This is a genomic window from Catellatospora sp. NPDC049133 (assembly GCF_040648455.1).
GTDB lineage: Bacteria > Actinomycetota > Actinomycetes > Mycobacteriales > Micromonosporaceae > Catellatospora > Catellatospora aurea.
The window spans coordinates 168,559-194,640 of the sequence record NZ_JBEZDT010000002.1 but is presented as its reverse complement, the minus strand read 5'-3'; the positions used below and the strand labels follow the sequence as shown (position 1 = coordinate 194,640).

Below are 26,082 nucleotides of genomic sequence, written 5' to 3'. Positions count from 1 at the left end.
GTGCGGCGGGTGCCACTAGTCTTGTGGATGTGACTGCCGACTACGCCGATCAGCTCAAGAACCTTGACGCGACCATGCGCAACATCGAGTCCGTGCTCGACATCAACCGGCTGCGCCGGGACAAGGAGCGGCTCGAGGAGGCGGCCTCGGCCCCGGACCTGTGGGACGACCAGGCCAAGGCGCAGGAGGTCACCTCGCAGCTGGCGTACGCCACCGGTGAGATCAACAAGCTGACGAAGCTGCGCGGGCGGATCGACGACGTCGCGGTGCTGATGGAACTGGCCGAGGCCGAGAACGACGCGTCCTCCATGGCCGAGGTCGGCACCGAGCTGACCTCCCTGGCGAAGGCGGTCGAGGAGCTGGAGGTGCGCACCCTGCTCTCCGGCGAGTACGACTCGCGTGAGGCGCTGGTCGCCATCCGGGCCGGCGCGGGCGGCGTGGACGCGGCGGACTTCGCCGAGATGCTGTTGCGCATGTATCTGCGCTGGGCCGAGCGCCACGGCTACGCGACCGAGGTCTACGACACCTCGTACGCCGAGGAGGCGGGGCTGAAGTCGGCCACGTTCGCGGTGAAGGCGCCGTACGCGTACGGCACGCTGTCGGTCGAGTCGGGCACCCACCGCCTGGTCCGGATCAGCCCGTTCGACAACCAGGGCCGCCGCCAGACCAGCTTCGCCGGGGTCGAGGTGCTGCCGGTGGTGGAGCAGACGGACCACATCGACATCCCCGAGAACGAGATGAAGGTCGACGTCTACCGCTCCAGCGGTCCCGGCGGGCAGAGCGTCAACACCACCGACTCGGCGGTGCGCATCACGCACATCCCGACCGGCATCGTGGTGACCTGCCAGAACGAGAAGTCCCAGCTGCAGAACAAGGCCTCGGCGCTGCGCGTGCTGCAGGCCCGCCTGCTGGAGCGCAAGCGCCAGGAGGAGCGGGCCAAGATGGAGGGCCTGAAGACCGACGCGGCGGGCTCCTGGGGCGACCAGATGCGCTCGTACGTGCTGCACCCGTACCAGATGGTCAAGGATCTGCGCACCGAGTTCGAGACCGGCAACCCGACCGCGGTCTTCGACGGCGAGATCGACAACTTCGTCGAGGCCGGCATCCGCTGGCGCAAGCAGAACGAGCTTGAAGCCGCTGCCTGATCGGCTGAGTGAGCCTCGCTCCGCCCGGCTGTCCGTGCAGCCGGGCGGAGTTTTTTCATGTATGGACATCGCTGGCGTTTCGCCCGCGCGGGTGACCCGACTACTGTCGGTGACAGTTGATCACGGCTAGATCACGGAATTTTCCGGGAACATTCACGGCAATACCGGCATCTCAACCCCTGCGGGCTTGGCGAAACGGCGACACCGCGTAGACTCTCCGCCGTGATTCGACTTGAGCACGTGACTAAGACCTACCCGAAGGCGTCCCGGCCCTCACTGGACGACGTGTCGGTCTCGATCGAGAAGGGTGACTTCGTCTTCTTCATCGGTCCGTCCGGCTCCGGCAAATCAAGCATCGTCAAGCTGATGCTGCACGAGATCAAGCCCAACAAGGGCAAGGTCTTCGTGAACGGCAAGGAGATCAGCTCCATGCGGTCGTGGAAGATCCCCAGCTTCCGCCGCTCGATCGGCTGTGTCTTCCAGGACTTCCGGCTGCTGCCGAACAAGACGGCCTACGAGAACGTCGCGTTCGCGCTCGAGGTCATCGGCAAGTCCAAGGCGGTCGCCCGCCGCGTGGTGCCCGAGGTGCTGGAGCTGGTCGGCCTCGGCGGCAAGGAGCACCGCTACCCGCACGAGCTCTCCGGTGGCGAGCAGCAGCGTGTCGCGGTGGCGCGCGCGTTCGTGAACCGGCCGCTGATCCTGCTGGCCGACGAGCCCACCGGTAACCTCGACCCGGACACCTCCATCGAGATCATGCGCCTGCTGGACCGGATCAACCGGACCGGCACGACCGTCGTGATGGTCACCCACGACTCGAACATCGTCAACCAGATGCGCCGCCGCGTCATCGAGATCGAGGGCGGCCGGATCGTCCGCGACCAGGCCCGTGGTGTGTACGGCTGAGCCGTCACCCCCTGAGCCCCTGTCCCTGACGACCTGACCGTCTCCCCCGGAGGATTTCCCCCGATGCGTGCGAAGTATGTCCTGGCTGAAATGCTGGTCGGGCTGTGGCGCAACGTCACGATGACCATCGCCATGATCATTACGATGATCGTGTCGCTCTCCATGCTCGGCGCCAGCCTGCTGATGTACATGCAGGTCGACGAGATGAAGGGCCACTACTACGAGCAGGTCGAGGTCTCCATCTACCTGGAGAAGACCATCGACGACACGCAGCGGTCCGAGATCAAGTCGAAGCTCGACAGCGACCCCCTGGTCAAGAGCGTGCTCTGGGAGACCAAGGAGATGGCGTACGAGAACTTCAAACAGCAGTTCCGTGACGCCCCCGACCTGGTCAACGCGATCGGCGCGGACGAGCTGCCCGAGTCGTTCCGGGTCGCGCTGAAGGACCCGCAGAAGTTCGACCAGATCAACGCCACCTACGCCGGTCTGGCGGGCGTGGACACGGTCGTCGACCAGCAGAAGCTGCTGCAGAAGATCTTCGACATCCTGGGCTCGATCCAGAACCTGTCGCTGGTCGTCGCCGGCTTCATGGGGCTGGCCGCCCTGCTGCTGGTCGCCAACACCATCCAGGTCGCCGCGTACAGCAAGCGGCGTGAGGTCGCTGTCATGAAGCTGGTCGGCGCGTCGAACTGGTTCATCCAGGCGCCGTTCGTGCTCGAGGCGGTCTTCGCGGCGCTGCTGGGCTCGATCCTGGCCTGGGTGATGCTGGTCGTCGGCAAGATCGTGCTGATCGACGGCAAGCTGGCCGCGCTGACCGACCTGTTGCTACCGGTGAGCTGGGGCAACGTCAACCTGATGCTGCCGATCCTGGCGGGCATCGGCTCGGTGGTCAGCGCCGTCACCGCCTGGGTCACCCTGCGCTTCTACATCCGCGTCTAGTCGCGGCGACGCACGTCGACGGCCCGCCCCCGGCTTCGGGGGTGGGCCGTCACCTTTTCTGCGCCACTCCTGTTGAATGTCGGTTTTGCCGTGTATCAGGGCATATGTCGGCAGTAGGGTAATCGGGACAGGCGAGGGAGGTCCCGTGCGCTGGCGACTGGTGCAGGTGGTGTTCGTCCTGCTGACCGCTGTGGCGGTCGGCCTGCCGGCACATGCCGCCCCCGACGACCTGAAGAAGGACAAGAAGCGCGTCGACGCCGAGCTGGCCAGGACCGGGGCCCTGCTGGAGGCGCTGTCGGCGAAGGCGCGCACCGCCGCGACGGAACTCGCCGAGGCCAACGCCGCGATGCCCGCCGCGCAGGAGCGCATCGCCACGACCCGGGCTGCCGTGGTGGTGGCCGAGACCAAGGCCGCGTCCGCCCAGCGGCGTGCCGACCAGGCCACCGCCGCCTGGGCCGTCACCGACCAGGCCTACCAGGCATCGGTACGGCAGGTCCAGGAGGGCCGGGACCGGTTCGCCCGGTTCGCCGTGGCCACCCTGCACGGTTCCAACCTCACCGAGTTCAACGTGCTCATGGCCGCGACCCGGCCGCAGGAGTTCCTGGACCGCGGCAACTTCATCAGCCAGATCGGCCGCATCCGGCGCGACGCGATCGACGATTACGTCGCCGCCCGCCGAGCCGCCAAGCAGATCACCAGCGACGCCGAGCTGAAGCGCCGGGAGGCCGCCGACGCGGCCCGCATCGCCCGCGCGGCGCTTCTCGCGGCCGAGAAGGCCCGTCAGGATGCCGAGCAGGCCCGGCGCGACCTGGACACGCTGGCCGCTCGGCAGAAGAAGGCGATCGAGACGACCAAGGCCGAGAAGGCCGAGGCCCAGCGGCACTACCAGGAGGTCAAGGAGCAGAGCGAGCGCATCGCCGACGAACTGCGGGTCTGGGAGGGGCAGTACGGCAAGCTCGTGCCGATCCTGCGCCCCGGGGCGAAGTTCCTCATGCCGACGAAGGGCTGGAAGTCCAGTGACTTCGGCAACCGCTTCGACCCGTACTACGGCGTCTGGCAGTTGCACGCCGGCGTCGACATCGCCGCGGGCGGCGGCCAGCCCATCTTCGCGGCGGCGGGCGGCACGGTCAGCAGCGCCGGCTGGCTCGGCGGGTACGGCAACTACACCTGCATCACCCACGGCAAGACCGGTGGCAAGGTCATCTCCACCTGCTACGCCCACCAGTCCAAGATCCTGGTGAAGGTCGGCGACAAGATCCGCGGCGGCCAGCTCATCGGCAAGGTCGGCACCACCGGCGCCTCCACCGGCTTCCACCTCCACTTCGAGGTCCGCCAGAACGGCAACCCCATCCAACCCTTGAACTGGCTCCCCGGCTGCCTCTGTTGAGGGTGAGGAGCTATCTCGATCGCGGTTCGGTCTTGCTGATCGGTAGCATTGTCGGGTTGCCGTGATCGAGGAGAGGAGGGCCGTCATGCCGCGGGAGAAGGGGCGCAAGGTCATCGCGTCGAACCGCAAGGCGTACCACGACTACACCATCCTCGAGACGTTCGAGGCGGGCATCGCCCTGATGGGCACCGAGGTGAAGTCGCTGCGGGCCGGGCGGGCGTCGCTGGTCGACGCGTTCGGCCAGGAGCGCGACGGCGAGCTCTACCTGCACGCGCTGCACATCCCCGAGTACGCCATGGGCACGTGGACCAACCACGCGCCGCGGCGCACCCGCAAGCTGCTGCTCAAGCAGAAGGAGATCGTGCACCTGATCACCAAGACCCGCGAGGGCGGCCTGACCATGGTGCCGCTGTCGATGTACTTCAAGGACGGCTGGGCCAAGGTCGAGATCGGGCTGGCGCGGGGTAAGAAGACGTACGACAAGCGCCAGGACATCGCCAAGCGTGATTCCGACCGGGAGATCAGCCGCGAGCTCGGCCGCCGTGCCAAGGGCATGAGGTAGGTCCGATCCGGGCCGGCTGACGAGGTCGCGCATCCGTTGCCACGGCACGGGTCGGATGGCCGATCGCGGAGGCGGGCGCGGGGACGGTAGCCTCGCGGGTCGTGAGCAAGCATCGGCTGCACGAGGACGACGAGACCACCATGCTGCCCCGCGTCGTCGCGGGGCCCGTGGCCGACGAGCCTGACCCGGCCGTTCACGTGCGGCAATCGGCCGTGGCGGAGCCCGACCTGGCGGATCGCGATCTGCCGCCGCTGGAGGGGTCCTCCCCGCGAAGGTCCGGGCGGCAGCCGCTGGTGATCGGCGTGGCGACCATGTGCCTGCTCGTGTCGGGCGCGGCCGCCTGGGCGCTGGCCAAGCCGACACCGCAGCCGTCGCTGGTGCTGCCCACCGGCGGGCCGAGCGCCACCGGAGCGGGCTTCACCGACGGCTTCGGCGTGATGACGCCCAGCCCCGAGGCTTCATCCGGGGCCGCGCCTGTCCGGCCGACCGCCTCCGCTTCCGCGGCGGCCACGGTCTCGCCCGCGGTGAGCCCCGCTCCGGGGAGCAGCGGACCCCGCCCGCCGAGCCCGCCCGCTGCCCCGCCGCCGCCGCCTGCCGGTGGCACCGCGAGTGCGACGTACCACGTGGACAGCTGGGGTGGCGGCTACGTCATCTCCGTGCAGGTGCGCAACACGGGCGGCACCCCGCTGGCCTGGACGGTGCGGATCCAGCTGCCGCCGGGTGCCACCGTCGACGGGGACTGGGAGGCCGACCGGTCCGGTCAGGACGGTGCGTGGGTCTTCACCCCCGAACGCGGCGACCTCGCTCCCGGAGCGTCGTTGAGCTTCGGTTTCATCGGCCGGCGCGGACCGGGCCCCTTCCCGGTCACCTGCACGGTCAACGGCGTCGCCTGCCAGGCTGGCTGAGCGATGGCTTAACTCCGCCCTAAAGCACGCGGCAGGTGGGCGAAACCGGCTCTAATATTCGGCGCGTGACCGTGCTGCGACTCGATGTGGAGCTCCCTTATCCGGTGGAGCTGGTGTGGCAGGCGCTGACCGATCGTCGGCTGCTCGGCGAGTGGTTCCTGCAGACCGACCTGATGCCGGTGGCGGGCGGGGTGTATCGGGCCTTTCCCGGCACCGATCTGCCGGGCTTCACGGCGCCGTTCGACGTGGACGTGGTCGAGGTGGTGGGCCCGACCCGGCTGGTGCTGCGCTGGCGCGGCGAGCAGCTGCACGCCGACGTGGTCTGGGAGCTGTCCACGGTCGCCGGGGGCAGCCGCCTGCGGATCAGCCAGACCGGTTTCCTCGGCATCGGCGGCCAGGTGCGCCGGGCCGAACTGCAGCGGGCGTACGCGACGATGTTCGAGCAGCGGCTGCCCGCCCTGCTGGCCCGGCAGGAGCAGGCCGCGTTGCCGGTCCGCCGCCGGCGCAGCGTGGACATCTACGATGCCGCCGACATGCCGCGCCGCCCCACGGCCACGACGTCCGCGCTCACGGCGGAGCAGCACGTCCGTCAGCCCGCCGGATCCACGGCGGACAGCCCCACGGCGCCGCCGGATCCGGCCGAGCTCCCCTCGGCGGCAGCCGACCCCGAAAACCGCTCCACGGCGATCCTCGACCCGCGTACGCCGCCCCCGGCGGACGGCGGCCCAGGAGTCGAGGCCGCCGACCGCGAGCCGAGCACACGGCTCGCGGCGGACCCTGACGCGGACCTCCCCGCTCAGGACGGCCCCACATCGCGTACCTCGGGCCTGGTGAGCCGGGTGTCCCACATGCCGGTGGACCGGCGGCTGCGGCTGCTGTCGGCGGCCGGCGCGATGGTGCTCACCGTGCTGGCGGTCACCGCGGTGGCGACGCTGGTGCTGCGCTCGCCCGATCCCGGGGCCGACCCGCTCGGCAGTGACCGGAGCCCCTGGTCGGGCGTGCAGGCGGGGGAGTCCAGGACGCTCCCGCCGACGGCCGGCCCGGCGAGCCCGGCCGCTTCGCCGAGCGGGACGGTCACGACCTCCCGACGGGCCTCTCCGTCGCCCGCGGCAGCCCCGCCGGACGGTCCGGGCGCCACGGAGGTCGGCGGCGTGGCTCCGGCCGTCTCATACCGGACACTCGAAACTTGGAGCGGCGGCTACATCGGAGAGATCACCATCCGCCCGACCGCCGCGGTCGACGGCTGGTCTGCCGTCATCATGCTTCCCGCGAAGGCCCAGGTGACCAGCGCGTGGGACCGGATGGACTTCCGGCAGACCGGCCTCAGGGTGACGTTCACGCCACAGGCCGTGCACCGCGAGCTGCCTGCCGGACAGGACTTCGTCTTCGCCTTCCAGGTCGGCGACCCGTCCGGTGCGGCGCGGCCCAGAAGCTGCGAGGTCGAGGGCGTGAGCTGCGCGGAGCTGTAGGCGTCGCTGTCCGGTGACGGACACCCCGTGTCATGACCGTGGTCGATTCCGGGGATGCCGCGAGCCGTGGGGCGACCCTATAGTCGGACCGTGACCGAGCTGCGACTCGATGTCGATCTCTCCCATCCCCGGGCGCGAGTCTGGCGGGCGCTCACCGAGCAGCGGCTGCTGCGCGAGTGGTTCGTGCCCACCGACCTCACGCCGAATGCCGGGGAGACCTTCCGCGCCTTCCCACCGCCGGGCCTCGCCGGGCTCGCGACACCGTTCGATCTGGATGTCGTGGAGGTGGCGGCGCAGGAACGGCTCGGCATGCACTGGCGCGACGACCACACGCACACCGAGGTCACCTGGTCGCTGGCGGACAACGAGGCGGGCTGCCGGTTGACCGTGCTGCAGTCGGGGTTCTTCGGGGTGGACGGCACCCAGCGGCGGCGCGAGCTGCGCCGGTCGTACCAGTTCATGTTCGGCGACCAGCTGCCCGCGGCCCTGGACCGGCTCGCCTCCGGCGAGGTGGACCTGGGCGGGGTGCGGGCCGACCTGCACACCGCGATCCCGCGGCGGCGGGACACGGTCCCGCTCGAACCGGCGCGGGTGCCGCCGCCCCCGGGCGGTTCGAAGCGGCTGCGGCTGCTGTCCCTGGCCGGCGCGGTGGTGCTGGTAGTGCTGATCAGCACCGCGGTCGCGGTGGTGATCGGGGGCGGCCCCGGCGGCGCGCCCGACGTCGACACCGAGCCGGTGTACGGGCTCGGCTCGGGTGTGCAGCCGGGTGTCGTCGCGACGGATCCCGCGGCGGCCGCCTCCGGCACCCCGCTGCCGGGTGTGGCCGGGGAGACGCCGCGGCCGGGGGTGTCCGGGTCTCCGGGAGGCACGCCCCTCCCGGAGGCGACCGCCACACCGGTGGGCCCGCCGGTGACCGCGAACTACCGCACGATCGCGCTGCTCGGCCTCGGCGGCTTCGACACCGAGGTGACGGTCCGCAACCCGGGCACGACCCCGCGGGAGGGCTGGACGGTCGTGCTGACCATGCCGGCCGACCGGGCGGTGGAGAACCGGTCCACCTCGGCGGTGAACTTCACGCAGGAGGGCACGAAGGTGACGGTGACCCCGGTCGGCGCGGCCCGTACGGTGAGCGCGGGCGGATCGGTGACCTTCATCATCCGGTTTCCCGCGCTGCTGGCCCTCGGCCAGGCGGTCACCGCCTGCACCGTGGACGGGATCGCCTGCACGGGGAGTTGACCGATACCGGAATGACTTTGGTCGGCCCGGGCGTTATTGTTGACGAACGCGGTGATCGTCACCGTGCGTGCGTACACGCACGACCAGGGGGTGACAGGTTTCGACATCGTACGTTGCGGCAGGAGAAGCGAGCCGAGGAAGCCGACGTCGTCTCGATAATCGTCGTCGGAAAACTATAAGCGCCAAGACTAACGTCAAGCGCGACTTCGCTCTCGCCGCCTGAGGCGAGTAGCAAGTCTGTCGGTCCGGGAGTGCCTACGGCCCGTGTACCGGCATCAGTAAGTAGGCTGGCCGATTCAGTCCCGTCGCGGGGCTGCTGAGGCGAGATCAATCGCGACTGGGCCCGTCACACCGTCTCGCTCATGTGATCGGTGGGGTCGAGTAGAGGCATAGTGAGCTGCGCTCGGAGAAGCCCTGTCAATGCGGCGATGGACCCGGGTTCGATTCCCGGCACCTCCACCCATGAACGGCCCCGGTCCACCAGGACCGGGGCCGTTCGCCGCATATGACCCGCTACCTGCTCGAATGACCGGCTGAACGGCCGTTCAAACCTGGGCAAAGGTATGGACTTCGGGCCGCACCCGCGTGACCATCGAACGCAAGGACGTTTCTGCGGTCCGGGGGTGAGGTATGGCCACCGATTCACTGGACGAGCTGTCGAACGCGGTGCTCGGCCCCTCCGGCCGGCTCGGCGACGTGATCGCGGACGCGCCGAGGCTGACCCACAGCGTGCGCGCGCTGGAATCCGATCGCCGCGCGCTGCTCGACGCCGTGATGTCCACCGCGGCCGACCGGCACGCCGAGGAACAGCTCGCCCAGCGACTCACGGCCTACCGCCAGCGCACGGCCGACGTGCTGCACCAGGCGTACGGCGTCGACCTCGGCGGAGAAACCTGACCGGGAGCGAATCGGGTCAGCGCACCCCGGCGGTGTTCTGCCAGTCGTTCAGCCAGCCCGCGAGCAGGCGCGCGCACCGGTCGACGGACTCCGCCCAGCCGGTGACCGCCTCGCCGTCGGCCTCGTCGCTGACCTGCTTGACCATCCGCACCGGCACGCCGTACGCGGCCGCTGCCGCGGCGACGGCATAACCCTCCATGTCGACCAGGTCCGCATGCTCGGCCAGTGCGGCCCGCAGCGCCGGGTCGGAGACGAACACGTCACCGGTCGCCAGCACCGGCCCGGTGCCCGGCAGCTCCAGCGGACCGCCGAAGTCGCGGCCGGTCACCGCCCGGATCGTCACGGTGTCGAAGTCGTGCTGCACCACCCGGCTGATCTCATGGAGGCCGGCCAGGCCCGGCCGCAGCGCGCCGGCGGTGCCCAGGTTGACGATCTCGCTGGGCAGCACGCCCCCGGCCAGCGCGCGCGACACCGCGAGCGTGGCGCAGACCTTGCCCACCCCGGTCAGCAGCACCGGGAACGTGGTGTCCAGATGCGCGGCCTCCTCCGGCAGCGCGACGACGATCAGCGGCCGGTCGGGGGTCACGGTGCCGGTAAGAGTCACCCGGGAATTCTAGGCGGCGTGTCGAACAGCTCTCATGTAACCCGGTGGGTGCAGGTCAGAACGGTCCTTGTTGACGGCTCGCTGGTCAACCCGAACTCGGACAAGTGCCTGGACGCCGACGGCTGGGGCACCGCCAACGGCACCCAGATGATCATCTGGACCTGTGGCAACCCGGTCCAGTCCAACCAGAACTGGGTCGTCTCCTGACCCTCCTGCCAGTGAGCAGAGCTCCGTTCACGCTGTTCCGGCAGCGGCAACGGAGCTCTGCTCAGCAGGAGTGGACCTCGGGACCGGGTGGTGTCCGAAAGGCCACCCTGTACCTGCCGGGGACCGAGGTGGTCTCGGACGGGACCACGGTGACCGCGATCCGGTCGTACGGCTTCAGCGGCGCCACGGTGGCCGTCCGCGACAGCGCCGGGGTCTGGTTCCAGGCCGCGGACCACCACGGCACGGCCACCTGCACCATCAACGCGGCAACGGGCACCATCCACTGGCGGCGGACCACGCCGTACGGCGCCGGCCGCGAGGTCACCGCGCCCGCCTACTGGCCCGACCAGAAGGCGTTCATCGGCGGTGACCAGGATCCGACCGGCCTGGTGCACATCGGAGCGCGCGAGTACGACCCGTCGCTGGGCCGCTTCATCAGCGTGGACCCGGTGATGGATCTCCACGATCCGCAGCAGTGGAGCGCGTTCGCCTACAGCAACAACAACCCCACAACCTTCAGCGACCCCACCGGCTTGAAGCCCATCGACCACGACGGCGTCCCGCCGCCCGCCGTGGTCTACAAGTGGAACTACGAGCAGGTCAACCAGGTCACCAAGAGGGAGAAGTACTTCAACCGCACCATCGCCATCGGTGCGAGCGAGTCGGTCAACTGGTTCCGCAGAGCACTGGACGAGGTCGAGACGTACAAGAACAAGCTGCCCGAGTACAAGCGCGGTGACTTCAACGTCATGATCTCGCTGGTCACGGTCCAGGAGGGTGACCAGGAGTACTACCGGGTCGTCGGATTCGTCAACAAGAACGGCGTCGACGAGGAGCTCACCAAGAAGCTGGGCAATATCGGCGTCCCGGTCTTCCAAGCCGGCTCGGGCACTGGGACCACGAAGGACGGCCACTCCGAGGCGGCCGCGAGAGCGTTCGGCAACGACATCGAGAAGCAAAAATCCGTGCTCGGCGGTGTCATCAAACGGGTGAACGGCTACATCTCCACCAACCGGACGTGCAAGAAGGGCTGCAACGTGGACGGCAGCGCGTTCATGCGCAAGCCCGGCTCCGTCACCAACGAATCCCACGGCAACTGGGACGGGCAGGACCTGACCATCGAGCGGATGAACACGATCAAGAAGCAGACAGGGCTCGGCAGGGCGATCCCGGCGCTGTCCCGGGCGATCCGCAGGGGCTTCGGCCTGCGGAATCTGGTGATCACCGGCATAAACTACGGCCGTCGTCGGTGAGCGTGCAGGCGCTCGGCGGCTCCGAGCAGGGAGGGGACACATGAAGGCGCAGATCCTGGATCTGTCACTGTCTGTCAAACAGGCGCTCAGGGCGCTGGCCTACCCGAGATACCTCGCCGCCATGTGGGTCATCACCAGCGAGCTGGTGGAGGCGTACGGCAGCAGGAACACGCCCGATAGCGTCGACCTCGCGGGCCGGTCGCTGACACTGCTGCGCACGGCGGTCGACGGGTCACCGGAGGATGTCAGGGCCGACGCGCGTCCCCTCAAGCTGGAGTGGTTCGCCCTGACAGGCGTCTGCGAGGAGGGCCACGACGACGAGGCGCCGCCCTTCGACCTGCCAGTGGATCCGGGTGCCGGCAATCTCTGGTGGGTCATGCGCGACCTGATGGCCGAGCTGGAGACCGGAATCTACCTGTATTCGGCCATCGGCTCGGTGACCCGGGCAGTCACCATGCTGGCGGACTCGGACTCGGCAGCGGACGACGCTCCCAGCGTGGAACTGCTGCACAGGTGCCTGGCCGTCGTGAGACTGGTCGGCGAGGCGGACGGCGACCGGGCCCCTGACCTTGAGGAGGTCCGCGCCGTCGCCTTCCACGGATGACAGCGATGCGCCGTCGCACATGACGCCTTCCTGACGGCGTCGGGGGACGGTGCGGACCGGCGGGCCTCGCGGCCCGTGACGGTTCGCACCGTCCCCGCGCCGTGTCGGTCACCTCTGCGCAGCTGCCGACTGATGGCCGGCAGGCTCGTTGTGCTGCCGGGTGGAGACGCCCTCGCAGCCGTAGGTCTCCCGGATCGCGACAGCCACCTCGTGCACCAGATCACCCACGGCGCGATAGGCGTCGGTGGGGATGGCGTAGAGGTTCTCGTAGTGGCCGGTCGGGACGACGAGCACATGCCCGAGGTTGTTGGGCCACCGGCGCGGCGCGATCAGGGCCGCCGCGTCCTCGGTGCGCCGCACGATGTCCTCGGGTTCATTGATGCCATCACCCTGGCCGGCCAGAAGATCGCAGAAGGGATACTGGTATCCGGCGGGCTTGTCACCGAGTCGGGCAAGTTTGCCGCACAAGCCGTGCCGAGACCCTGACCGCGCCGCCTCCGGACGGATAGGGTGCCAGTCATGACGTCGGGAGAGCCGCACACCACGCGGCACGACAATGCGGGAAAGGGCACGGGGCGGCACGCAGTGGAGTCACTGACCGGGCACCTGCTGGTTGCCATGCCCTCGCTCCGGGACCCGAACTTCGAACGTACGGTCGTCTTCGTCCTGGCCCACGAGGCCGACGGGGCGCTCGGGGTGGTGCTGAACCGGCCCACCGAAGCGCTGGTCGGCGACATCCTGCCCGGCTGGGAATCGCTGCTGCGCGAGCCGGGGGTGCTCTTCGAGGGCGGCCCGGTCGGCACGGACTCCGCGATCTGCGTGGCCCGTGCCCGCGCCGGTGTGGCGGGGTTCGTCGGCTTCAGCCGGGTCATGGGTCAGATCGGCACGGTGGACCTCAGCCGTGACCCCGCGCGGGTCGGCCAGCGGCTGGAGTGCGTCCGCGTGTACCACGGCTATGCCGGCTGGGGTGCCGGGCAGTTGGAGCAGGAGATCGAGGAGAACGCCTGGCTGGTGTTCGAGGCCCTGCCCAGCGATCCGTTCCGCACCCAGCCCGAGGAGCTGTGGCCGCTGGTGCTGCGCCGCCAGGGCGGCATGACGGCGGCGGTGGCCAACTTCCCCCCGGACGTCTCCCTCAACTGACCAGCGGCGGCGCTCCGGTCGATCATGAATGTGCATTCATGGTCGACCGTTGGGTGTGGCCTACACCGCCTGGTCAACTCGCGGGGATACCCGTTTTTGCGTGGGGGGCGGGGCCGTGTAATATTTCGCAGGTGCCCGGGCGGCGGAAACGTCAAACGGGGACTTACCAGGAACAAGGGGCCGTGGCGCAGCTGGTAGCGCACCACACTGGCAGTGTGGGGGTCAGGGGTTCGAGTCCCCTCGGCTCCACCGAAGAAACGCCCAGGTCGAAAGACCTGGGCGTTTCTCTTTGCCTGATGGTGATCCCCCGGGCGGGCGTCACTGGTAGCGGTAGCGGCATTGTGCAATGCGGATCTCGTCGTCCACGATCTTGTAGACGAGCCGGTGCTCGTCGTTGATCCGTCGTGACCAGTACCCCTGGAAGCCGTGTTTCAGGGGTTCGGGCTTGCCGATGCCCTCGTTGCCGTTGCGGGCGATGTCCTGGATGAGCTGGTTGATGCGCCTGAGGAGCTTGCGGTCCTGGGCCTGCCACCAGACGTAGTCTTCCCACGCGTTCTCGTCCCAGACCAGCTTCATTCGACGAGATCCCGCACCTGGCCGCCGCCGGTCTCCAGCCGGTCGATGGCCGACAGCAACCGCCGTGCGTTCTCGGGACTGCGCAGCAGGTAAGCGGTCTCTTTGAGGGACTGGTAGTCGTCCAGCGAGACGATGACCACCGGCTCGTGCCCGGCCCGGGTCACGACGACCTCCTCGCGGTCTTCCACGACCGAGGTGAGCACTTCGGCGTACCGCGCACGGGATTCGGAGTACGTCATGGTTCTCATGTGTGCCCCCTGTACAAGAAATAGTACGTACAAGAAACTGTACGTCGATTTGCGGGTGGCAGCAACGTCAGTCCGAAATCGCGGCATAGATCAACAGCCGGAAATGCGGCAAGATTGCCCGGTGCGTATCGGGATGCTCGGGTCGTTCGAAGTCCAGACCGGTGACGGGACCGCCGTGGAGGTGCCCGGCGCGCGGCTGCGCGCGCTGCTGGCGGCGCTCGCGCTCGAACCCGGCCGGATCGTCGCCCGTGCGCGGCTGGTCGACTGGGTCTGGGGCGAGGAGCCGCCGGCCGACGCGGTGAACGCCCTGCAGGTCCTGGTCTCCCGGCTGCGCAAGGTGCTGCCGGACGGGGTCGTCGAGGCCAAGCCCGGCGGTTACCAGCTGACCGTCGACCCGGATGCCGTGGACGTGAGCCGGTTCGAGCGCCTCGTCGCCGCGGCCCGCACCGCCGCCGACGACCCGGAGCGGGCGGAGTTGCTGCGCTCGGCGCTGGCCCTGTGGCGCGGGACGCCCATGGACGGCATCGCCCTGCAGGGCAGCAGGACGTTCGACGCCGCGGTCTCGGGGCTGGTCGAGCGCCATCTCGCCGTGCTCGGGGACCGGGTGGACCTGGAGGTCCGTCTCGGCGGCGGTGCGGATCTGGTGTCCGAGCTGACCGACCTGGTGGCGCGATACCCGCTGCGGGAGGGCCTGGTCGCGGCGTTGATGCGCGCGCTCGCCCAGGCGGGCCGGGGCGCGGAGGCGCTGACGGCGTACCAGCAGCTGGCTGAGCGGCTCGCCGACGAGCTGGGGGTGGACCCGTCGGCTGAGCTGTCGGCGCTGCACACCGCGCTGCTGCGCGGCGAGATCGGCGGCCGGGCGGAGAACCGCAGGACGAACCTGCGCGCCGAGCTGACCACGTTCGTCGGCAAGGAGGACGACGTCGCGGAGGTGGCCGCGCTGGCGGCCAGGCACCGGCTGGTCACCTTGACCGGGGCGGGCGGTTCCGGCAAGACGCGACTGGCCACGGAGACCGCCCGGACGATGCTCGGCGACCTGCCGGACGGGGCGTGGCTGGTGGAGTTGGCCCCGCTGCGGGCGGGCAGCGAGCCGGCGCAGGCCACGCTGACCGCGCTCGGGCTGCGTGACCAGTCCATCGGCGGGGGACCGGGTGGCGACGCGATGGACCGGCTCGTCGCCGCGCTCCGGGAGCGCGTGATGCTGCTGGTGCTGGACAACTGCGAGCACATGATCGAGGAGGTCTCCGCGTTCGCGGACCGGCTGCTGGGGGAGTGCCGGCGGTTGCGGATCGTGGCCACCAGCCGGGAGCCGCTCGGCATCACGGGCGAGGCGCTGTGGCAGGTCGAGCCGCTCGCGCTGCCCGCCGCGGATGCGAGCCCGGCGCAGGCCGGGTCCTCGCCCGCGGTGCGGCTGCTGCGGGACCGGGCCGAGGCGGTACGCCGCAACGTCGGCTCCGACGAGCAGACCCTGGCGACCATGGTCCGGATCTGCCGGGCGCTGGACGGGATGCCGCTGGCGATCGAACTGGCCGCGGCCCGGCTGCGCACGATGTCGGTGGATCAGCTCGCGGACCGCCTCGACGACCGCTTCCTCCTGCTGACCGGTGGCAGCCGCACCGCGCTGGCCCGGCACCGGACGCTGCGCGCGGTGGTGGACTGGAGCTGGGACCTGCTGAGCGAGGCCGAGCGTGACCTGCTGCGGCGGCTGTCGGTGTTCTCCGGCGGGGTGAGCCTGGAGGCGGCCGAGCGGGTCTGCGCGGAGGGAGAGCAGGCACTCGACCTGCTGACCGCGCTGACGGAGAAGTCGCTGCTGCTCTCCGACGGTGACGGCGCGCCGCGCTACCGGATGCTCAACACCATCCGGGAGTACGCGGCGCAGCGGCTCGCCGAGGCCGGGCAGGACGAGCCGGCCCGCCGGGCACACCTCGCCTACGTCACCGAGCTGGCCGAGACGGCCGATCCGCACCTGCGCCGGGCCGAGCAGCTGGACTGGCTGGCCACGCTGGAGGCCGAGCACGACAACATCAGCGCGGCCCTGCGCGGGGCGATCGAGCAGGGCTGGGCCCAAGAGGCGATGCGTCTGGTCGGGGCCGCGGGCTGGTACTGGTTCCTGAGCGGGCACCGGGCCGAGGGCACCGAGCTGGGCATCGCGGCGGCCGCCCTGGACGGTGAGGTGTCCGACGAGGCGCGGGCGCTGGCGTACACGATCGTGACGCTGTTCGTGACCTCCGGCGCCGCCGGTGATCAGTACCAGGCCCAGGAGTGGATCGAGAAAGCGCACCGGTTCACCGAGCGCAGCGGGTCCCGCCATCCCATCCTCGGGTTCGCCGCGCCGCTGGAGCGGATGCTGCGGGAGCCGACCGACTTCCTGCCCGCGTTCGAGCCGCTGATCGTCGCCGACGACCCCTGGGTGCGCGCGCAGGCCAGGCTCGCCCGCGGGCGGTTCCGGCTCGTGCTCGGCAGTGACGAGACCGACGTCGACACCGACATCGAGATCGCGCTGGCCGAGTTCCGGGCGCTGGGCGACCGTTGGGGTGCCTCGTCGGCGCTGGTCTTCCTGGCCGATCGGCTCGCCGCGCGCGGCGAGTTCACCCGCGCCGGTGTGCACTACGAGGAGGCGGTCCGGGCGCTGACCGAGCTGGGCGCGACCGAGGAGGTCGTCGGCGTACGGCTGAAGCAGGCCCAGCAGTACTGGCTGCTCGGCGACGAACGAGCCAGCGCGGCCGCCATGGCCCAGGCGTCGCGGTGCGCCGACGGGATCACCTGGCCGGACACGCTGGCCGAGTTGACGTTCGCGCAGGCGCAACTGGCCCGGTGGCGCGGCGAACCGGACCAGGCCCGCGAACACCTGACGACGATCCGCACGAAGTTCGACGTCGAGCGGGGCGGCCTCTATGTGATGACCCGGGACCTGCACGGCTACCTCGTCGACGACCTCGACGAGGCCCGCGCCCACCGGGCCGACGCGTTCCAGGCCGCGGTGCAGCTCGGCCACCGGCCGATGCTGGCGCAGGTGCTGATCGGGATCGCCGATCTCGCGCTGCGCCTGGGACATCCCGAGCAGGCCGTACGCCTGCTGGCGGCGAGCGACGGCGTGCGCGGCACGCAGGACCGCTCGTTGCCCGACGCCGCCCGGATCATCGAGGACACGCGTCACCGCCTCGGCGAAAGCGTGTTCGCCGAGGCGGTCCGCGACGGGCAGCGGCGGGACTGGCGCGAGCTGGCCGAGGCCACGCTCGCCGCGTGACCGGAACGCGCTCGCCGCCGGCCGACCGCCCTCAGCCGGCGAGCCGGGCCGCTCGCTGGGGCCTGTCGAGGCCCACTTCGGCGCGGCGGACGGTGATGTCGCCGCCGTGGCAGCGGGCGCGCACGTCCACTGCCCGGTCGGGCTGCCCGGGGGCCTCCAGCTGGTTGCGCACCTGGCCGGTGGAGGTGCGCGCGTCGAGCCGGACGGCGATGCCCTGGGCGACGCCGACCTCCACCTTGCCGATGGCGGCATAGAGGTCGGCCGGGCCGCCGCCGAGCTCGCCGACGCGGATGTCGCCGCCGATACTTCTGATCGACGCGCCGCCGCCGATGCTGCGCATCCGGATGTCGCCGTTGGCGTCGACGTCGGACCGGCCGGTCACGTGGTCCACGACCACCTTGCCGCCGGTGGTCTTCAACCGCACGTCCGCGGCCTGCCCCACCCGGAGGTCTCCGATCGCGGTCTTCAAGCGGCACGAGCCGACCACGCCCTGCACGACGCACTCACCCTGCGTGGTGTCACCGCGTACGTCGGATCCGGTCGGCAGCCGCACCAGCACCTTCACCGAGCCGTGCCGCTTGGTGAACACCGCGCGCAGCTTCGGGTGCCTGACCAGCAGCCGTCCGTCGGTGAAAGTGATCTCCACGTGTTCGGCGGCGTCGACGTCCAACTGCCGGGTCGGGTCGATCGGCTCGACCCGGACCACGGTGTCGGCGCGGTCGTCGGCGACGAAGCGGATGTCTCCGAGGATGATGTCGACCGTCGCCGAGATCGGCGCGGGAGTGTCGAAGGTCGGCATGGCGGTGCTCTCCTGAGGTCTGCGGGTCGGTGGGCTGCTGCTCGGCACCCACGGTCACCCGCGGTCCTGTCACCGCGCCGTCTCCGCGCTGTCGTGGTGGGGCCGTGGCGGCGGTTCGGGCTGCGGCCGCCACGACCCCGGCGCGGGTGTCAGTGCGAGATGGTCAGATTCACCCGCGACACGATGCTCTTCACCGAGCCGCGCCCGGCGAGGCAGTTGATCAGGTCGACCCCGGAGCCGACGAACACCTGGTTGACGTTGCTACCGAGGAACAGACCGGCGGTGACGGTGCCGTTGAAGGTCACCACCAGGTTCGTGCCGGACAGCGACGCGGTGCGGATGGCGTTGACCGTGGTGGTCTGGCCGGTGTTCCAGGTGATCGTGAAGTTCACGTTCAGCGAGCCGAGCACCATGGTGCAGTCGTCGAGCATGGTGATCGTCTTGGTCTCGAACCCGGAGACCAGGTTGGGCCAGCGCGGGGCGCGGCACGGCTTGTAGTTCGTGGTGCGCGACACCACGGTGGGCTGGTTCACCAGCGTCAGCGGGGGGCTGAACGTGATGGTGTTGGTGCTGCTGGGCGAGGTGCACTGCACGTCGAGCACCGCGGCGTTCGCCGGTGCGGCGGCGAACAGGGCACCGCCGAGCACCAGCATCGCGGTGAGCGCGACACGGACGAGTCGGACCACCAGGGGCCTCCGATCTAGGGGACGGGACGGTCGCCGATAGTCACGCTTCGACGACCACCGATACACTAAGCGTGGCCATAGATCGATACACTGTCAGATATCGATATGCTGCGACGGCTTGAAACAATCTATTAACGTCGATACATTGTGTGCTTCGGGCGCAGCTCACTCGCTCGCCGGTGGGGCCGAGCGCACCGTGGCGCCGGCTCCGGAGCAATCCGGAGCCGGCGCCACGGGTGTGCGCAGGGGGTGGCTCAGCTCGCGCCGGGCACGCCCAGCAGCGCGAGCACCCGTACCGCCGAGGTGCCCAGCCCCGACGGCAGTGGCAGGATCGCCGGGGCGTGCTCGGACATGCCCGGGCTGCGTTGCGACATGCTGGCGGGGGAGTAGCGCACGCACTCCTCGTGCCAGCGCAGGATGCCCGACATCCAGTCCTTGAGCTGGTCGGCGTACACCGTCAGCCGCCGCTTGACCTCCTCGTCCAGCCCGAGCTGGTCGCACATGGCGGGCAGCTCCACCGACACGATGTGCTCGAACTGCCGCATGCGCTCGGCCATCAGACGCGCCACCAGGTCACGGGCCTCGAAGCGGTCGCACCCGAGGAAACGTTCGAGCACGAACACCAGGTTGTGGACCTCGCCCTCGTACTCGATCTCCTTCTGGTAGGAGAACAGGTCGTTGGTGAAGCACGAGTAGTCCTGTGCCGCGTGCTCCAGCTGCTGGATCACCCGGTTCTCGTAGACCTCGTCGGGCACCAGCCCGTCGTGCGCGAGCCGGCACAGGCTCATGGTCATGTCCGAGCCGAACGTGGCCCGGCGCATCTCCACGTAGTCCACCGGGTCGGGCACCCGGTTCTGGATCTGGTTGGCCAGCTCCCATACCCACGACGCGGTCATGTCCTCGACCGACTGGCGGAAGCGCGCCCGCGCGCCGGGCGCCATCGGCCCGGCGGTGCGCCGCCACAGGTCCGCCAGCCCGCGTTCCAGCGGGGTCAGCGGCTCCGGTGTCGGCTCGCCGGTCAGCGGCATGAACAGCGCCAGCCTGGCGTTGGCGGCCTTCGCGCCGAGGAAGTCCCGGGTGCGGCCGAACTGCACCGGGAACAGGTCGTCGCCGTAGGTGCCCCAGGTGAGCCAGTTCGACGAGACCTCCAGCTCCTCCGGCGTCGCGTCGGCGTGGATCATCGCGGCGCAGTGCGGGAAGTCGAACCCGGCCAGCGCCTGCTCGGTCCACAGCCCGTGCACGCCCGTGCCCGGCACCGGGTCGAGCATGCCCATCTCGCGGCCCCAGGCCACCGTCTGCCGCCGGGCCCGGGACAGGTGCGGGCTGGTCCGCGGGCGGTACGGCATGTGCAGCGCCGGGATCGGCAGGTGGCCCGGCTGCCGGCCGAGCGGCACGTGGACGTACTGCCCGAACAGCGTCGGCAGCCCCGGGGCCAGCGCCGCGGCCGGGCCCTCCGCGCGCGGCGTGATCTTCGTGTACCGGCTGGACCGGGCGTGCCACTCGTGCCCGCCCGCCTGCCAGTCCTGCAGCCCCTTCGCGTAGAGGGCCACCGCCAGCTGCTCCGGCGGCGTGACCGCGTGCTCGGCGTACAGCACCGGCAGCTCGGTCAGCGCGGTGTGCTCGAACTGGTGCAGGCGCGAGGTGAGCAGCTCGCCGACCAGGTCGCCGGCGCGCTGGGTGGGCACGTCGAGGAACCTCTCCAGCACCAGCACCGCGTTGGAGTTCTCGCCCTCCTCGGCGACCTCCCGCTGGTACGAGAACAGGTCGTTGCGCAGGTGCACCGCGTCGGCGAAGGTGTCCCGCAGCACCTGCAGCGGCCGCAGGCCGGCCAGCCGGTCGGGCACCTCGGCCCCGCAGGCGTACTCGACCAGGTTCGCCGACCAGGGCGCGCCGCCGACCCGCCGCCGCATCTCGATGTACTCGATCGGGTTGGCGATGCGGTGCCGGTTGATGTTGTCCAGCTCCCACATCGACTCGACCATCAGGTTGTGCGTGCTGGCGACGAAGCGCCGCCGCCACCCGTCGGACATGTGCGGGATGGTGCGGGCCCACAGGTCCGCCAGCCCCGCCTCGGCCGGGTTGAGCGGTTCCGGCGGCGTCTGGCCCGGCTCGGTCATGAACAGTTCCAGCCGGTCCAGGTACTCCTGCGCCCCAGCGAGGTCGCGGTCGTACTTGAACGACTCGAGGAAGTGGTCGTCGAAGAAGAAGACCCATACGTACCAGTCGGTGACCAGGTCCAGCGCCGCCTCGTCGCAGTCCGGATGGGTGTACGCGCACATCAGCGCGTAGTCGTGCTTGTTCAGCTTCTCCAGGTCCCACACCGGTTCGCCGGACGGGCCGGGGGCGTCGAGCATCCCCATCTGCTTGGCCCAGGCGTTCGAGTGGTCCCGGGCGTGCTGCTCGTGCGGGTTCAGCCGTGCCGGGTGGGGGAGGTAGAAGTCGGGCAGGACGAACGCTTGCATCACCGTCTCCTGACGTGTTCCTGGCGATGACGTGCAGGTGCCGGCCGCGGCTGCCACGACTCTATAGGGATACGTCCGTTTTGAGTAGATGGTGAATTCGGTCGCTCGGGCGAAACGGAGAGGTCCGTCCGCAGAGATTTAAGTAGGGTGATCGGACGTGAAGAGACACATCGCGTTCACCCACCTGCGCAACTTTCGCGACCTCGGCGGATACACCGGACACGAGGGGAGAGCCGTGCGCTGGGGGCGGCTCTACCGGTCCGACGCGCTGTCCAAGATGGACGACGAGGACTGGGCACGGTTCCTCGAACTGGGTGTCGGGACCGTGATCGACCTGCGGTACCCGTTCGAGATCGCCCGGCGCGGGCGGGTGCGTGAGCACGACGGGCTGGCGTACCACAACCTCAGCGTGGAGCACCGGCCGTACCGGCAGGCGGAACTGGGCCCGGAGGTGGCGGTCGGACCGTTCCTCGCGGGCAAGTACGCCGAGGTCGCGCAGGACGGGGTGGTGGAGCTGCGGCAGGCGCTCGACGTGATCGCCGAGGCCGAGGACGCGCCCGTCGTGTTCCACTGCGCCTCCGGCAAGGACCGCACCGGCGTGCTCGCCGCCCTGGTGCTCACCCTGCTGGATGTGCCCGACGAGGTCATCGCCGAGGATTTCGCGTTGACCGAGCTGGCCACGCCGGGGCTGGTCGCCGACATCACCGCGCAGATGGGCGTCCCGCCGGTCTGGCCCGGTTACGGTCGCGCCCCGGCCGAGGTGATGACCCTGTTCCTCGCCTGGGCTCGTGAGCACCACGGCTCGCTGCGCGGCTACGCCGAGCAGCGCCTCGGCATCGACGACGCCTACATCACCCGCCTGCGCGCCAACCTCCTGGAGCCGTGACGCGTGCCCTGACGTTCCGCCTTCTGATCGGCGTTGGCCCATCTCATCGAATCCGAGTCGCGAAAACTCGATGAGATAGGCCAACGTCTATGAAATGTGAAGTGGTGAGTGGGCGTTCGCGGTCCGCGTGGCGGGTCCGGTCAGGGAGTGAGGAGTTTGCGGACCTGGTCGGGGCCTACGGCGAGGAGCAAGGTGGGCAGGCGCGGGCCGGTGTCGCGGCCGACGAGCAGGTGGTAGAGCAGGGCGAAGAACTCGCGCTGGGCGACCTTGAGCTCGGGCGTCGGCTTGACGTCCATGGGCAGCCCGAGGCGGGTCTTCGGGACGCCGTACACCAGGGTGGTCAGGCCCTCCAGGGACCAGTGGTCGTCGAGGCCGGCCAGGAGCAGGCGCAGCGACTCGCGCTGGTCGTCGTCGAGCTTGCCCAGCAGGGTCGCGTCGGGCTCGGCGAGCACGCGGGTGCGCTGCTCGGCGGGCACCTGGGTGGTGATCCAGTGCTGGGCGCGGTCCAGGCGCGGGCGGGTCTCGTCGAGCGAGGCGACCGGGTCGGCCGGGTCCAGGTCGCGCAGGATGCGCAGGGTCTGCTCCGGGTCGCCGGTGGTGATGTCGACGATCGAGGCCAGCGTGCGGTACGGCAGCGGGTGCGGCGTCACCGGCAGCGGGCCCGCAGCGGTGCCGACTGCCCGGCTGTGCGCGGCGGTGTCGGCCGCGTTCGCGGCGCCCTCGGCGACCTTGCGGCCGAGGGTGTCCCACTCGTCGTAGAGGCGCTGGATCTCCTGGTCGAAGGCGATCTTGAACGCCTGGTTCGGGCGGCGGCGCGCGTAGAGCCAGCGCAGCAGGGGCGGCTCCATGATCTGCAGCGCGTCGGCGGGGGTCGGCACGCCGCCCTTCGAACTGCTCATCTTCGCCATGCCGGAGATGCCGACGAAGGCGTACATCGGGCCGATCGGCTGCTGCCCGCCGAACACCTCGCCGACGATCTGCCCGCCGACCTGGAAGGAGGAGCCGGGGGAGGAGTGGTCCACGCCCGACGGCTCGAAGACGACGCCCTCGTACGCCCAGCGCATCGGCCAGTCGACCTTCCACACCAGCTTGCCGCGGCGGTGCTCGGACAGCAGCACCGTCTCGGTGTGCCCGCACTGGCAGGTGTAGGACAGCTCGGTCGTCTCGTCGTCGTACGCCACCACCGTCGTCAGGTCCCGGTCGCAGACCGAGCAGTACGGCTTGTACGGGAAGTAGCCCGTCGCGCCGGTGCCGTCGTCCTCGGCGGCCGCGCCGGAGCCCTCCGCGGCCTCCTGTGCCGCGGCGGCCTCGTCCTCGTCGAGCTTGCCCTGCTGCGGCGCGCCCGAGCCGGTCCGGCCCTTGGTGCGGTAGCGGTCCAGCACCGCGTCGATCTTGCCGCGCTCGCGCATGGCCAGCAGGACCTGCTCCGTGTACGCGCCCGAGGTGTACATCTCGGTCTGGCTGATGCCGCGGTACTCCACGCCCAACTGCGCCAGCGACTCGATCATCGAGGCCTTGAAGTGCTCCGCCCAGTTCGGGTACGCGCTGCCCGCCGGGGCCGGCACCGAGGTCAGCGGCTTGCCGATGTGCTGGGCCCAGGACTCGTCGATGCCCGCGGGCACCTTGCGGTAGCGGTCGTAGTCGTCCCAGCTGATGATGTGCACGACCTCGTGCCCGCGGCGGCGGATCTCGTCGGCGACCAGGTGCGGGGTCATCACCTCGCGCAGGTTGCCCAGGTGGATCGGGCCCGACGGGCTCAGGCCGGACGCGCAGACGATCGGTTTGCCCGGAGCGCGACGCTCTGCCTCGGCGATGACCTCGTCAGCGAAGCGGGAGACCCAGTCGGCCTCCGGGTTTGCGGCCACGATCGGCACGTCCTTCCAAGAGAAAGCGAACGTGCCCATTCTCCCGGATCGGCCCAGCGGGTTTTCCGACGCCCCTACCCACCCGTGATCGGCGGCCCGTACCCGGCCGCGTCCGCCAAGGGCCGCCGAACCGGCGCGCGCGGCACGCCAAGGTCGTCGGCCCGCCCGCGCGGCACGCCAAGATCGTCGGACTTGCCGGGCACCTGTGCGTACCTTGACCGCCCATTCGCCCACCTGCCAGGCAAGTCGAACGACCTTGGTGCACACCGCGCCCCGCACGCGCGCGCCAGTGCCCGCGCCTCGCGATCGCGCGCTTCGCGCGGGCAGGGCGGGCCAGGTCAGGGCGGGTCAGTTGACCAGGGCGTGGGCGGGTAGGACCACGGAGGCGGCGATGCCGCGGTCGCCCGCGGGCTCCAGTTCGACGCGCATCTCGTGGCGCTGGGCGAGGCGGCTGACCACCTCGATGCCCATCTGGCGGCACGTCGCGGCGGTGATCGGGCTCGGGTGGGCCAGCCGGTGGTTCAGCTCGCGCAGCCGCTCCGCGCCGATGCCGATGCCCCGGTCCTCGATGAGCAGCACCGCCCGGTCGGCCACCCGACGCGCCTCGACCAGCACCGTGCTGTCCGGCGGGGAGAACGCGGCGGCGTTGTCGAACAGCTCCGCCAGCAGGTGCACCAGGTCGTTCACGGCCGGGGCGACCACGGCCAGGCTCTCGTCGATCACGCCGAACTCGATCCGGCGGTAGTCCTCGACCTCCGACCGGGCCCCGTGCAGCACGTCGACCAGGCTGACCGGTTCCCGGCGGATCCGGGCCGACTCGCCACCCGCGAGCACCAGCAGGCTCTCGTCGTTGCGGCGCATCCGGATGGCGAGGAAGTCGAGTTCGAAGACGTCCTTCATGCGGTCGGCGTCCGGTTCCACCTGCTCCATGCGGTCCAGGCAGCTGATCAGCCGGTCGACCATCGCCTGCGAGCGCCGGGAGAGGTGGAACAGCATGTTGATCGTCTCTTCCTCCCCCGCAGTGGGGTCGGCTGAGCTCACCATGATGACCACTTTCCTGTGACCCGGGGTTACGGCCAATCACATATACCAGTACAGCGCGTGCTTGGCGAGACTCAATCACGTTTCTTGCGGTCCCCGGACGGGCGGCGGAATCGGGCTTCCGGTCGACAAAGGCGTCACGGGCAGCGACGCTGGAGACATGGTTGCCGTGCCCGACCGTCATCGTGTCCGTGCCGTGCTCCTCGACGGCGACGACATGATCCTGTTCGAACGGACCCGCCCCGGCGTGCCGCGGCGCTACTGGGCGACGCCCGGCGGCGGCGTGGACCGCGGCGACGCGAACCTGCTGGCCGCGCTCTACCGGGAACTCGACGAGGAACTGTGCGCGGTGGTGACCGCGCCGGTGCCGCTGACCTTCGTCGACACGCGGCGCGAGGACGGCCTCTGGCAGCGCCAGCACCTGTTCGCCTGCAAGCTCGTCTCGATGGACGTCGCGGGCCGTTACGGCGCCGAGTTCGGCGACCCCGCCAAGGGCACGTACGACGTGGTGCGGGTGCCGTTCACGGCCGAGGCCATCGGAGACCTGAACATGCAGCCCGAAGGGGTGGCGGCCTACCTGATGACGGCGATCGACCAGGTGTGGCAGGCCGCCCAGGACGGCCGGGCGAGCTACAGCGTGTCCTTCGCGTCCGGCACCCCGGCCGGGTCGCTGCGCCAGGCGCTGCACGAGGCATACGGCCTGGACCCGGCGGAGGTCTTCACCGGCACCGCCGAGGACCTGATGGCCGCCGCCGACGTACGCGCCACGGTGTGGATCAACCCCGACGCCGGCGACCCCCAGTACGGCTGCGAACTCAGCGCCGGCGACTCCCTTGCCCGCGCCACCGGCGTCAGCGAACTGGAACTCGCCACCCATCTGTGCCGCCTGACCGCTACCACCGCCCTCGTCACCGACACCCCCCTCCACAGCTGGGTGATCACCCCCGACGGCGACTACCACCGCTCCCACGCCCTCCGCCCCTGACGAAGGAAGGGCACCTTCCCATCGCCATAGGTAGAG

The 26,082-nt window shown here is 70.3% G+C and carries 24 protein-coding genes, 1 tRNA gene, 1 other RNA gene and 1 pseudogene; 18 read left to right on the top strand and 9 right to left on the bottom strand.

Features of this window, described 5'->3' with window-relative positions; genetic code table 11:
* Positions 1 to 29 precede the first annotated feature (29 nt).
* The 10 genes from prfB (at position 30) to AB0B35_RS03110 (ending at position 9,443) form a co-directional block, all read left to right on the top strand.
* Positions 30 to 1,145 (top strand): peptide chain release factor 2, encoded by a 1,116-nt coding sequence (gene prfB / locus AB0B35_RS03155; protein WP_361040019.1) that lies wholly within the window; start codon positions 30 to 32, stop codon positions 1,143 to 1,145.
* A gap of 222 nt (positions 1,146 to 1,367) precedes the next feature.
* Complete coding sequence (ftsE, locus tag AB0B35_RS03150; protein ID WP_203689272.1) at positions 1,368 to 2,048, top strand: cell division ATP-binding protein FtsE; 681 nt, start codon at positions 1,368 to 1,370, stop codon at positions 2,046 to 2,048.
* Positions 2,049 to 2,111: 63 nt separating this feature from the next.
* Complete coding sequence (gene ftsX / locus AB0B35_RS03145) at positions 2,112 to 2,987, top strand: permease-like cell division protein FtsX (protein WP_360522340.1); 876 nt, start codon at positions 2,112 to 2,114, stop codon at positions 2,985 to 2,987.
* A 145-nt stretch (positions 2,988 to 3,132) separates the two neighbouring features.
* Positions 3,133 to 4,374 carry a M23 family metallopeptidase gene (locus AB0B35_RS03140; RefSeq protein ID WP_361040016.1) on the top strand — a complete coding sequence of 414 codons (1,242 nt, stop codon included), beginning with the start codon at positions 3,133 to 3,135 and terminating at the stop codon, positions 4,372 to 4,374.
* Positions 4,375 to 4,459: 85 nt separating this feature from the next.
* The gene (gene smpB, locus AB0B35_RS03135; protein ID WP_203689265.1) at positions 4,460 to 4,936 is read left to right on the top strand and encodes an SsrA-binding protein SmpB; all 477 of its coding nucleotides are present in this window, start codon (positions 4,460 to 4,462) and stop codon (positions 4,934 to 4,936) included.
* A 101-nt stretch (positions 4,937 to 5,037) separates the two neighbouring features.
* Positions 5,038 to 5,841 (top strand): cellulose binding domain-containing protein, encoded by an 804-nt coding sequence (locus tag AB0B35_RS03130; protein ID WP_361040013.1) that lies wholly within the window; start codon positions 5,038 to 5,040, stop codon positions 5,839 to 5,841.
* A gap of 65 nt (positions 5,842 to 5,906) precedes the next feature.
* Entirely contained in the window at positions 5,907 to 7,310 is a 1,404-nt protein-coding gene (locus AB0B35_RS03125; protein ID WP_361040010.1) for an SRPBCC domain-containing protein, read from the top strand.
* A 90-nt stretch (positions 7,311 to 7,400) separates the two neighbouring features.
* The gene (locus AB0B35_RS03120) at positions 7,401 to 8,546 is read left to right on the top strand and encodes an SRPBCC domain-containing protein (RefSeq protein ID WP_361040007.1); all 1,146 of its coding nucleotides are present in this window, start codon (positions 7,401 to 7,403) and stop codon (positions 8,544 to 8,546) included.
* Positions 8,547 to 8,632: 86 nt separating this feature from the next.
* Positions 8,633 to 9,008: a transfer-messenger RNA gene (gene ssrA / locus AB0B35_RS03115) on the top strand.
* A 168-nt stretch (positions 9,009 to 9,176) separates the two neighbouring features.
* Positions 9,177 to 9,443: a hypothetical protein gene (locus tag AB0B35_RS03110; protein ID WP_361040004.1), complete on the top strand. Its 267-nt coding sequence runs from the start codon at positions 9,177 to 9,179 to the stop codon at positions 9,441 to 9,443.
* 16 nt (positions 9,444 to 9,459) lie between these two features.
* Here AB0B35_RS03110 and AB0B35_RS03105 read toward each other — a convergent pair whose 3' ends face one another.
* Complete coding sequence (locus tag AB0B35_RS03105) at positions 9,460 to 10,047, bottom strand: nucleosidase (RefSeq protein WP_361040002.1); 588 nt, start codon at positions 10,045 to 10,047, stop codon at positions 9,460 to 9,462.
* Positions 10,048 to 10,095: 48 nt separating this feature from the next.
* Between AB0B35_RS03105 and AB0B35_RS03100 the strand changes: the two genes are divergently transcribed.
* From AB0B35_RS03100 to AB0B35_RS03090, 3 genes are read left to right on the top strand one after another with little or no spacing between them, the layout of a single operon-like run.
* The gene (locus AB0B35_RS03100; RefSeq protein WP_361039999.1) at positions 10,096 to 10,254 is read left to right on the top strand and encodes a ricin-type beta-trefoil lectin domain protein; all 159 of its coding nucleotides are present in this window, start codon (positions 10,096 to 10,098) and stop codon (positions 10,252 to 10,254) included.
* An 11-nt stretch (positions 10,255 to 10,265) separates the two neighbouring features.
* Positions 10,266 to 11,507: an RHS repeat-associated core domain-containing protein gene (locus tag AB0B35_RS03095; protein WP_361039996.1), complete on the top strand. Its 1,242-nt coding sequence runs from the start codon at positions 10,266 to 10,268 to the stop codon at positions 11,505 to 11,507.
* Positions 11,508 to 11,547: 40 nt separating this feature from the next.
* Complete coding sequence (locus AB0B35_RS03090) at positions 11,548 to 12,111, top strand: hypothetical protein (RefSeq protein ID WP_361039993.1); 564 nt, start codon at positions 11,548 to 11,550, stop codon at positions 12,109 to 12,111.
* Positions 12,112 to 12,219: 108 nt separating this feature from the next.
* On the opposite strand, the gene AB0B35_RS03085 is transcribed toward AB0B35_RS03090, so the two are convergent.
* The gene (locus AB0B35_RS03085) at positions 12,220 to 12,579 is read right to left on the bottom strand and encodes an HIT domain-containing protein (protein WP_361039991.1); all 360 of its coding nucleotides are present in this window, start codon (positions 12,577 to 12,579) and stop codon (positions 12,220 to 12,222) included.
* Between the two features lie 117 nt (positions 12,580 to 12,696).
* On the opposite strand from AB0B35_RS03085, the gene AB0B35_RS03080 reads away from it, so the two are divergent.
* Together AB0B35_RS03080 and AB0B35_RS03075 are read left to right on the top strand one after the other, a co-directional pair.
* Complete coding sequence (locus tag AB0B35_RS03080) at positions 12,697 to 13,251, top strand: YqgE/AlgH family protein (protein ID WP_360522363.1); 555 nt, start codon at positions 12,697 to 12,699, stop codon at positions 13,249 to 13,251.
* 176 nt (positions 13,252 to 13,427) lie between these two features.
* Positions 13,428 to 13,500: transfer RNA gene (locus AB0B35_RS03075), tRNA-Ala, on the top strand.
* A gap of 69 nt (positions 13,501 to 13,569) precedes the next feature.
* Here AB0B35_RS03075 and AB0B35_RS03070 read toward each other — a convergent pair.
* Together AB0B35_RS03070 and AB0B35_RS03065 are read right to left on the bottom strand one after the other, a co-directional pair.
* The gene (locus AB0B35_RS03070; RefSeq protein WP_361039988.1) at positions 13,570 to 13,827 is read right to left on the bottom strand and encodes a Txe/YoeB family addiction module toxin; all 258 of its coding nucleotides are present in this window, start codon (positions 13,825 to 13,827) and stop codon (positions 13,570 to 13,572) included.
* Positions 13,824 to 14,075 carry a type II toxin-antitoxin system prevent-host-death family antitoxin gene (locus tag AB0B35_RS03065; RefSeq protein WP_361039985.1) on the bottom strand — a complete coding sequence of 84 codons (252 nt, stop codon included), beginning with the start codon at positions 14,073 to 14,075 and terminating at the stop codon, positions 13,824 to 13,826. The genes AB0B35_RS03070 and AB0B35_RS03065 overlap by 4 nt, the downstream gene beginning before the upstream one ends.
* 121 nt (positions 14,076 to 14,196) lie before the next feature.
* On the opposite strand from AB0B35_RS03065, the gene AB0B35_RS03060 reads away from it, so the two are divergent.
* Positions 14,197 to 17,322, top strand: coding sequence for a BTAD domain-containing putative transcriptional regulator (locus AB0B35_RS03060; protein WP_361039982.1), 3,126 nt, complete (start codon positions 14,197 to 14,199; stop codon positions 17,320 to 17,322).
* A 31-nt stretch (positions 17,323 to 17,353) separates the two neighbouring features.
* Here AB0B35_RS03060 and AB0B35_RS03055 read toward each other — a convergent pair whose 3' ends face one another.
* From AB0B35_RS03055 to AB0B35_RS03045, 3 genes are all read right to left on the bottom strand, one after another.
* Positions 17,354 to 18,121 carry a DUF4097 family beta strand repeat-containing protein gene (locus AB0B35_RS03055; protein ID WP_361039980.1) on the bottom strand — a complete coding sequence of 256 codons (768 nt, stop codon included), beginning with the start codon at positions 18,119 to 18,121 and terminating at the stop codon, positions 17,354 to 17,356.
* 149 nt (positions 18,122 to 18,270) lie between these two features.
* The gene (locus AB0B35_RS03050) at positions 18,271 to 18,807 is read right to left on the bottom strand and encodes a hypothetical protein (protein ID WP_361039977.1); all 537 of its coding nucleotides are present in this window, start codon (positions 18,805 to 18,807) and stop codon (positions 18,271 to 18,273) included.
* A gap of 254 nt (positions 18,808 to 19,061) precedes the next feature.
* On the bottom strand, positions 19,062 to 21,269 hold the full coding sequence (locus AB0B35_RS03045; RefSeq protein ID WP_361039974.1) for a germacradienol/geosmin synthase: 2,208 nt from the start codon (positions 21,267 to 21,269) through the stop codon (positions 19,062 to 19,064).
* Between the two features lie 157 nt (positions 21,270 to 21,426).
* Between AB0B35_RS03045 and AB0B35_RS03040 the strand changes: the two genes are divergently transcribed.
* Positions 21,427 to 22,155 carry a tyrosine-protein phosphatase gene (locus AB0B35_RS03040; RefSeq protein ID WP_361039971.1) on the top strand — a complete coding sequence of 243 codons (729 nt, stop codon included), beginning with the start codon at positions 21,427 to 21,429 and terminating at the stop codon, positions 22,153 to 22,155.
* 140 nt (positions 22,156 to 22,295) lie between these two features.
* Here the strand turns inward: AB0B35_RS03040 and lysS are convergent, their stop codons facing one another.
* Together lysS and AB0B35_RS03030 are read right to left on the bottom strand one after the other, a co-directional pair.
* Complete coding sequence (gene lysS, locus AB0B35_RS03035) at positions 22,296 to 24,020, bottom strand: lysine--tRNA ligase (protein WP_361039969.1); 1,725 nt, start codon at positions 24,018 to 24,020, stop codon at positions 22,296 to 22,298.
* Positions 24,021 to 24,371: 351 nt separating this feature from the next.
* Positions 24,372 to 25,007: pseudogene (locus AB0B35_RS03030) on the bottom strand (ATP-binding protein); the annotation flags it as partial.
* 214 nt (positions 25,008 to 25,221) lie between these two features.
* Between AB0B35_RS03030 and AB0B35_RS03025 the strand changes: the two are divergent.
* Positions 25,222 to 26,046, top strand: coding sequence for an NUDIX hydrolase (locus AB0B35_RS03025; protein ID WP_361039966.1), 825 nt, complete (start codon positions 25,222 to 25,224; stop codon positions 26,044 to 26,046).
* Positions 26,047 to 26,082 lie beyond the last annotated feature (36 nt).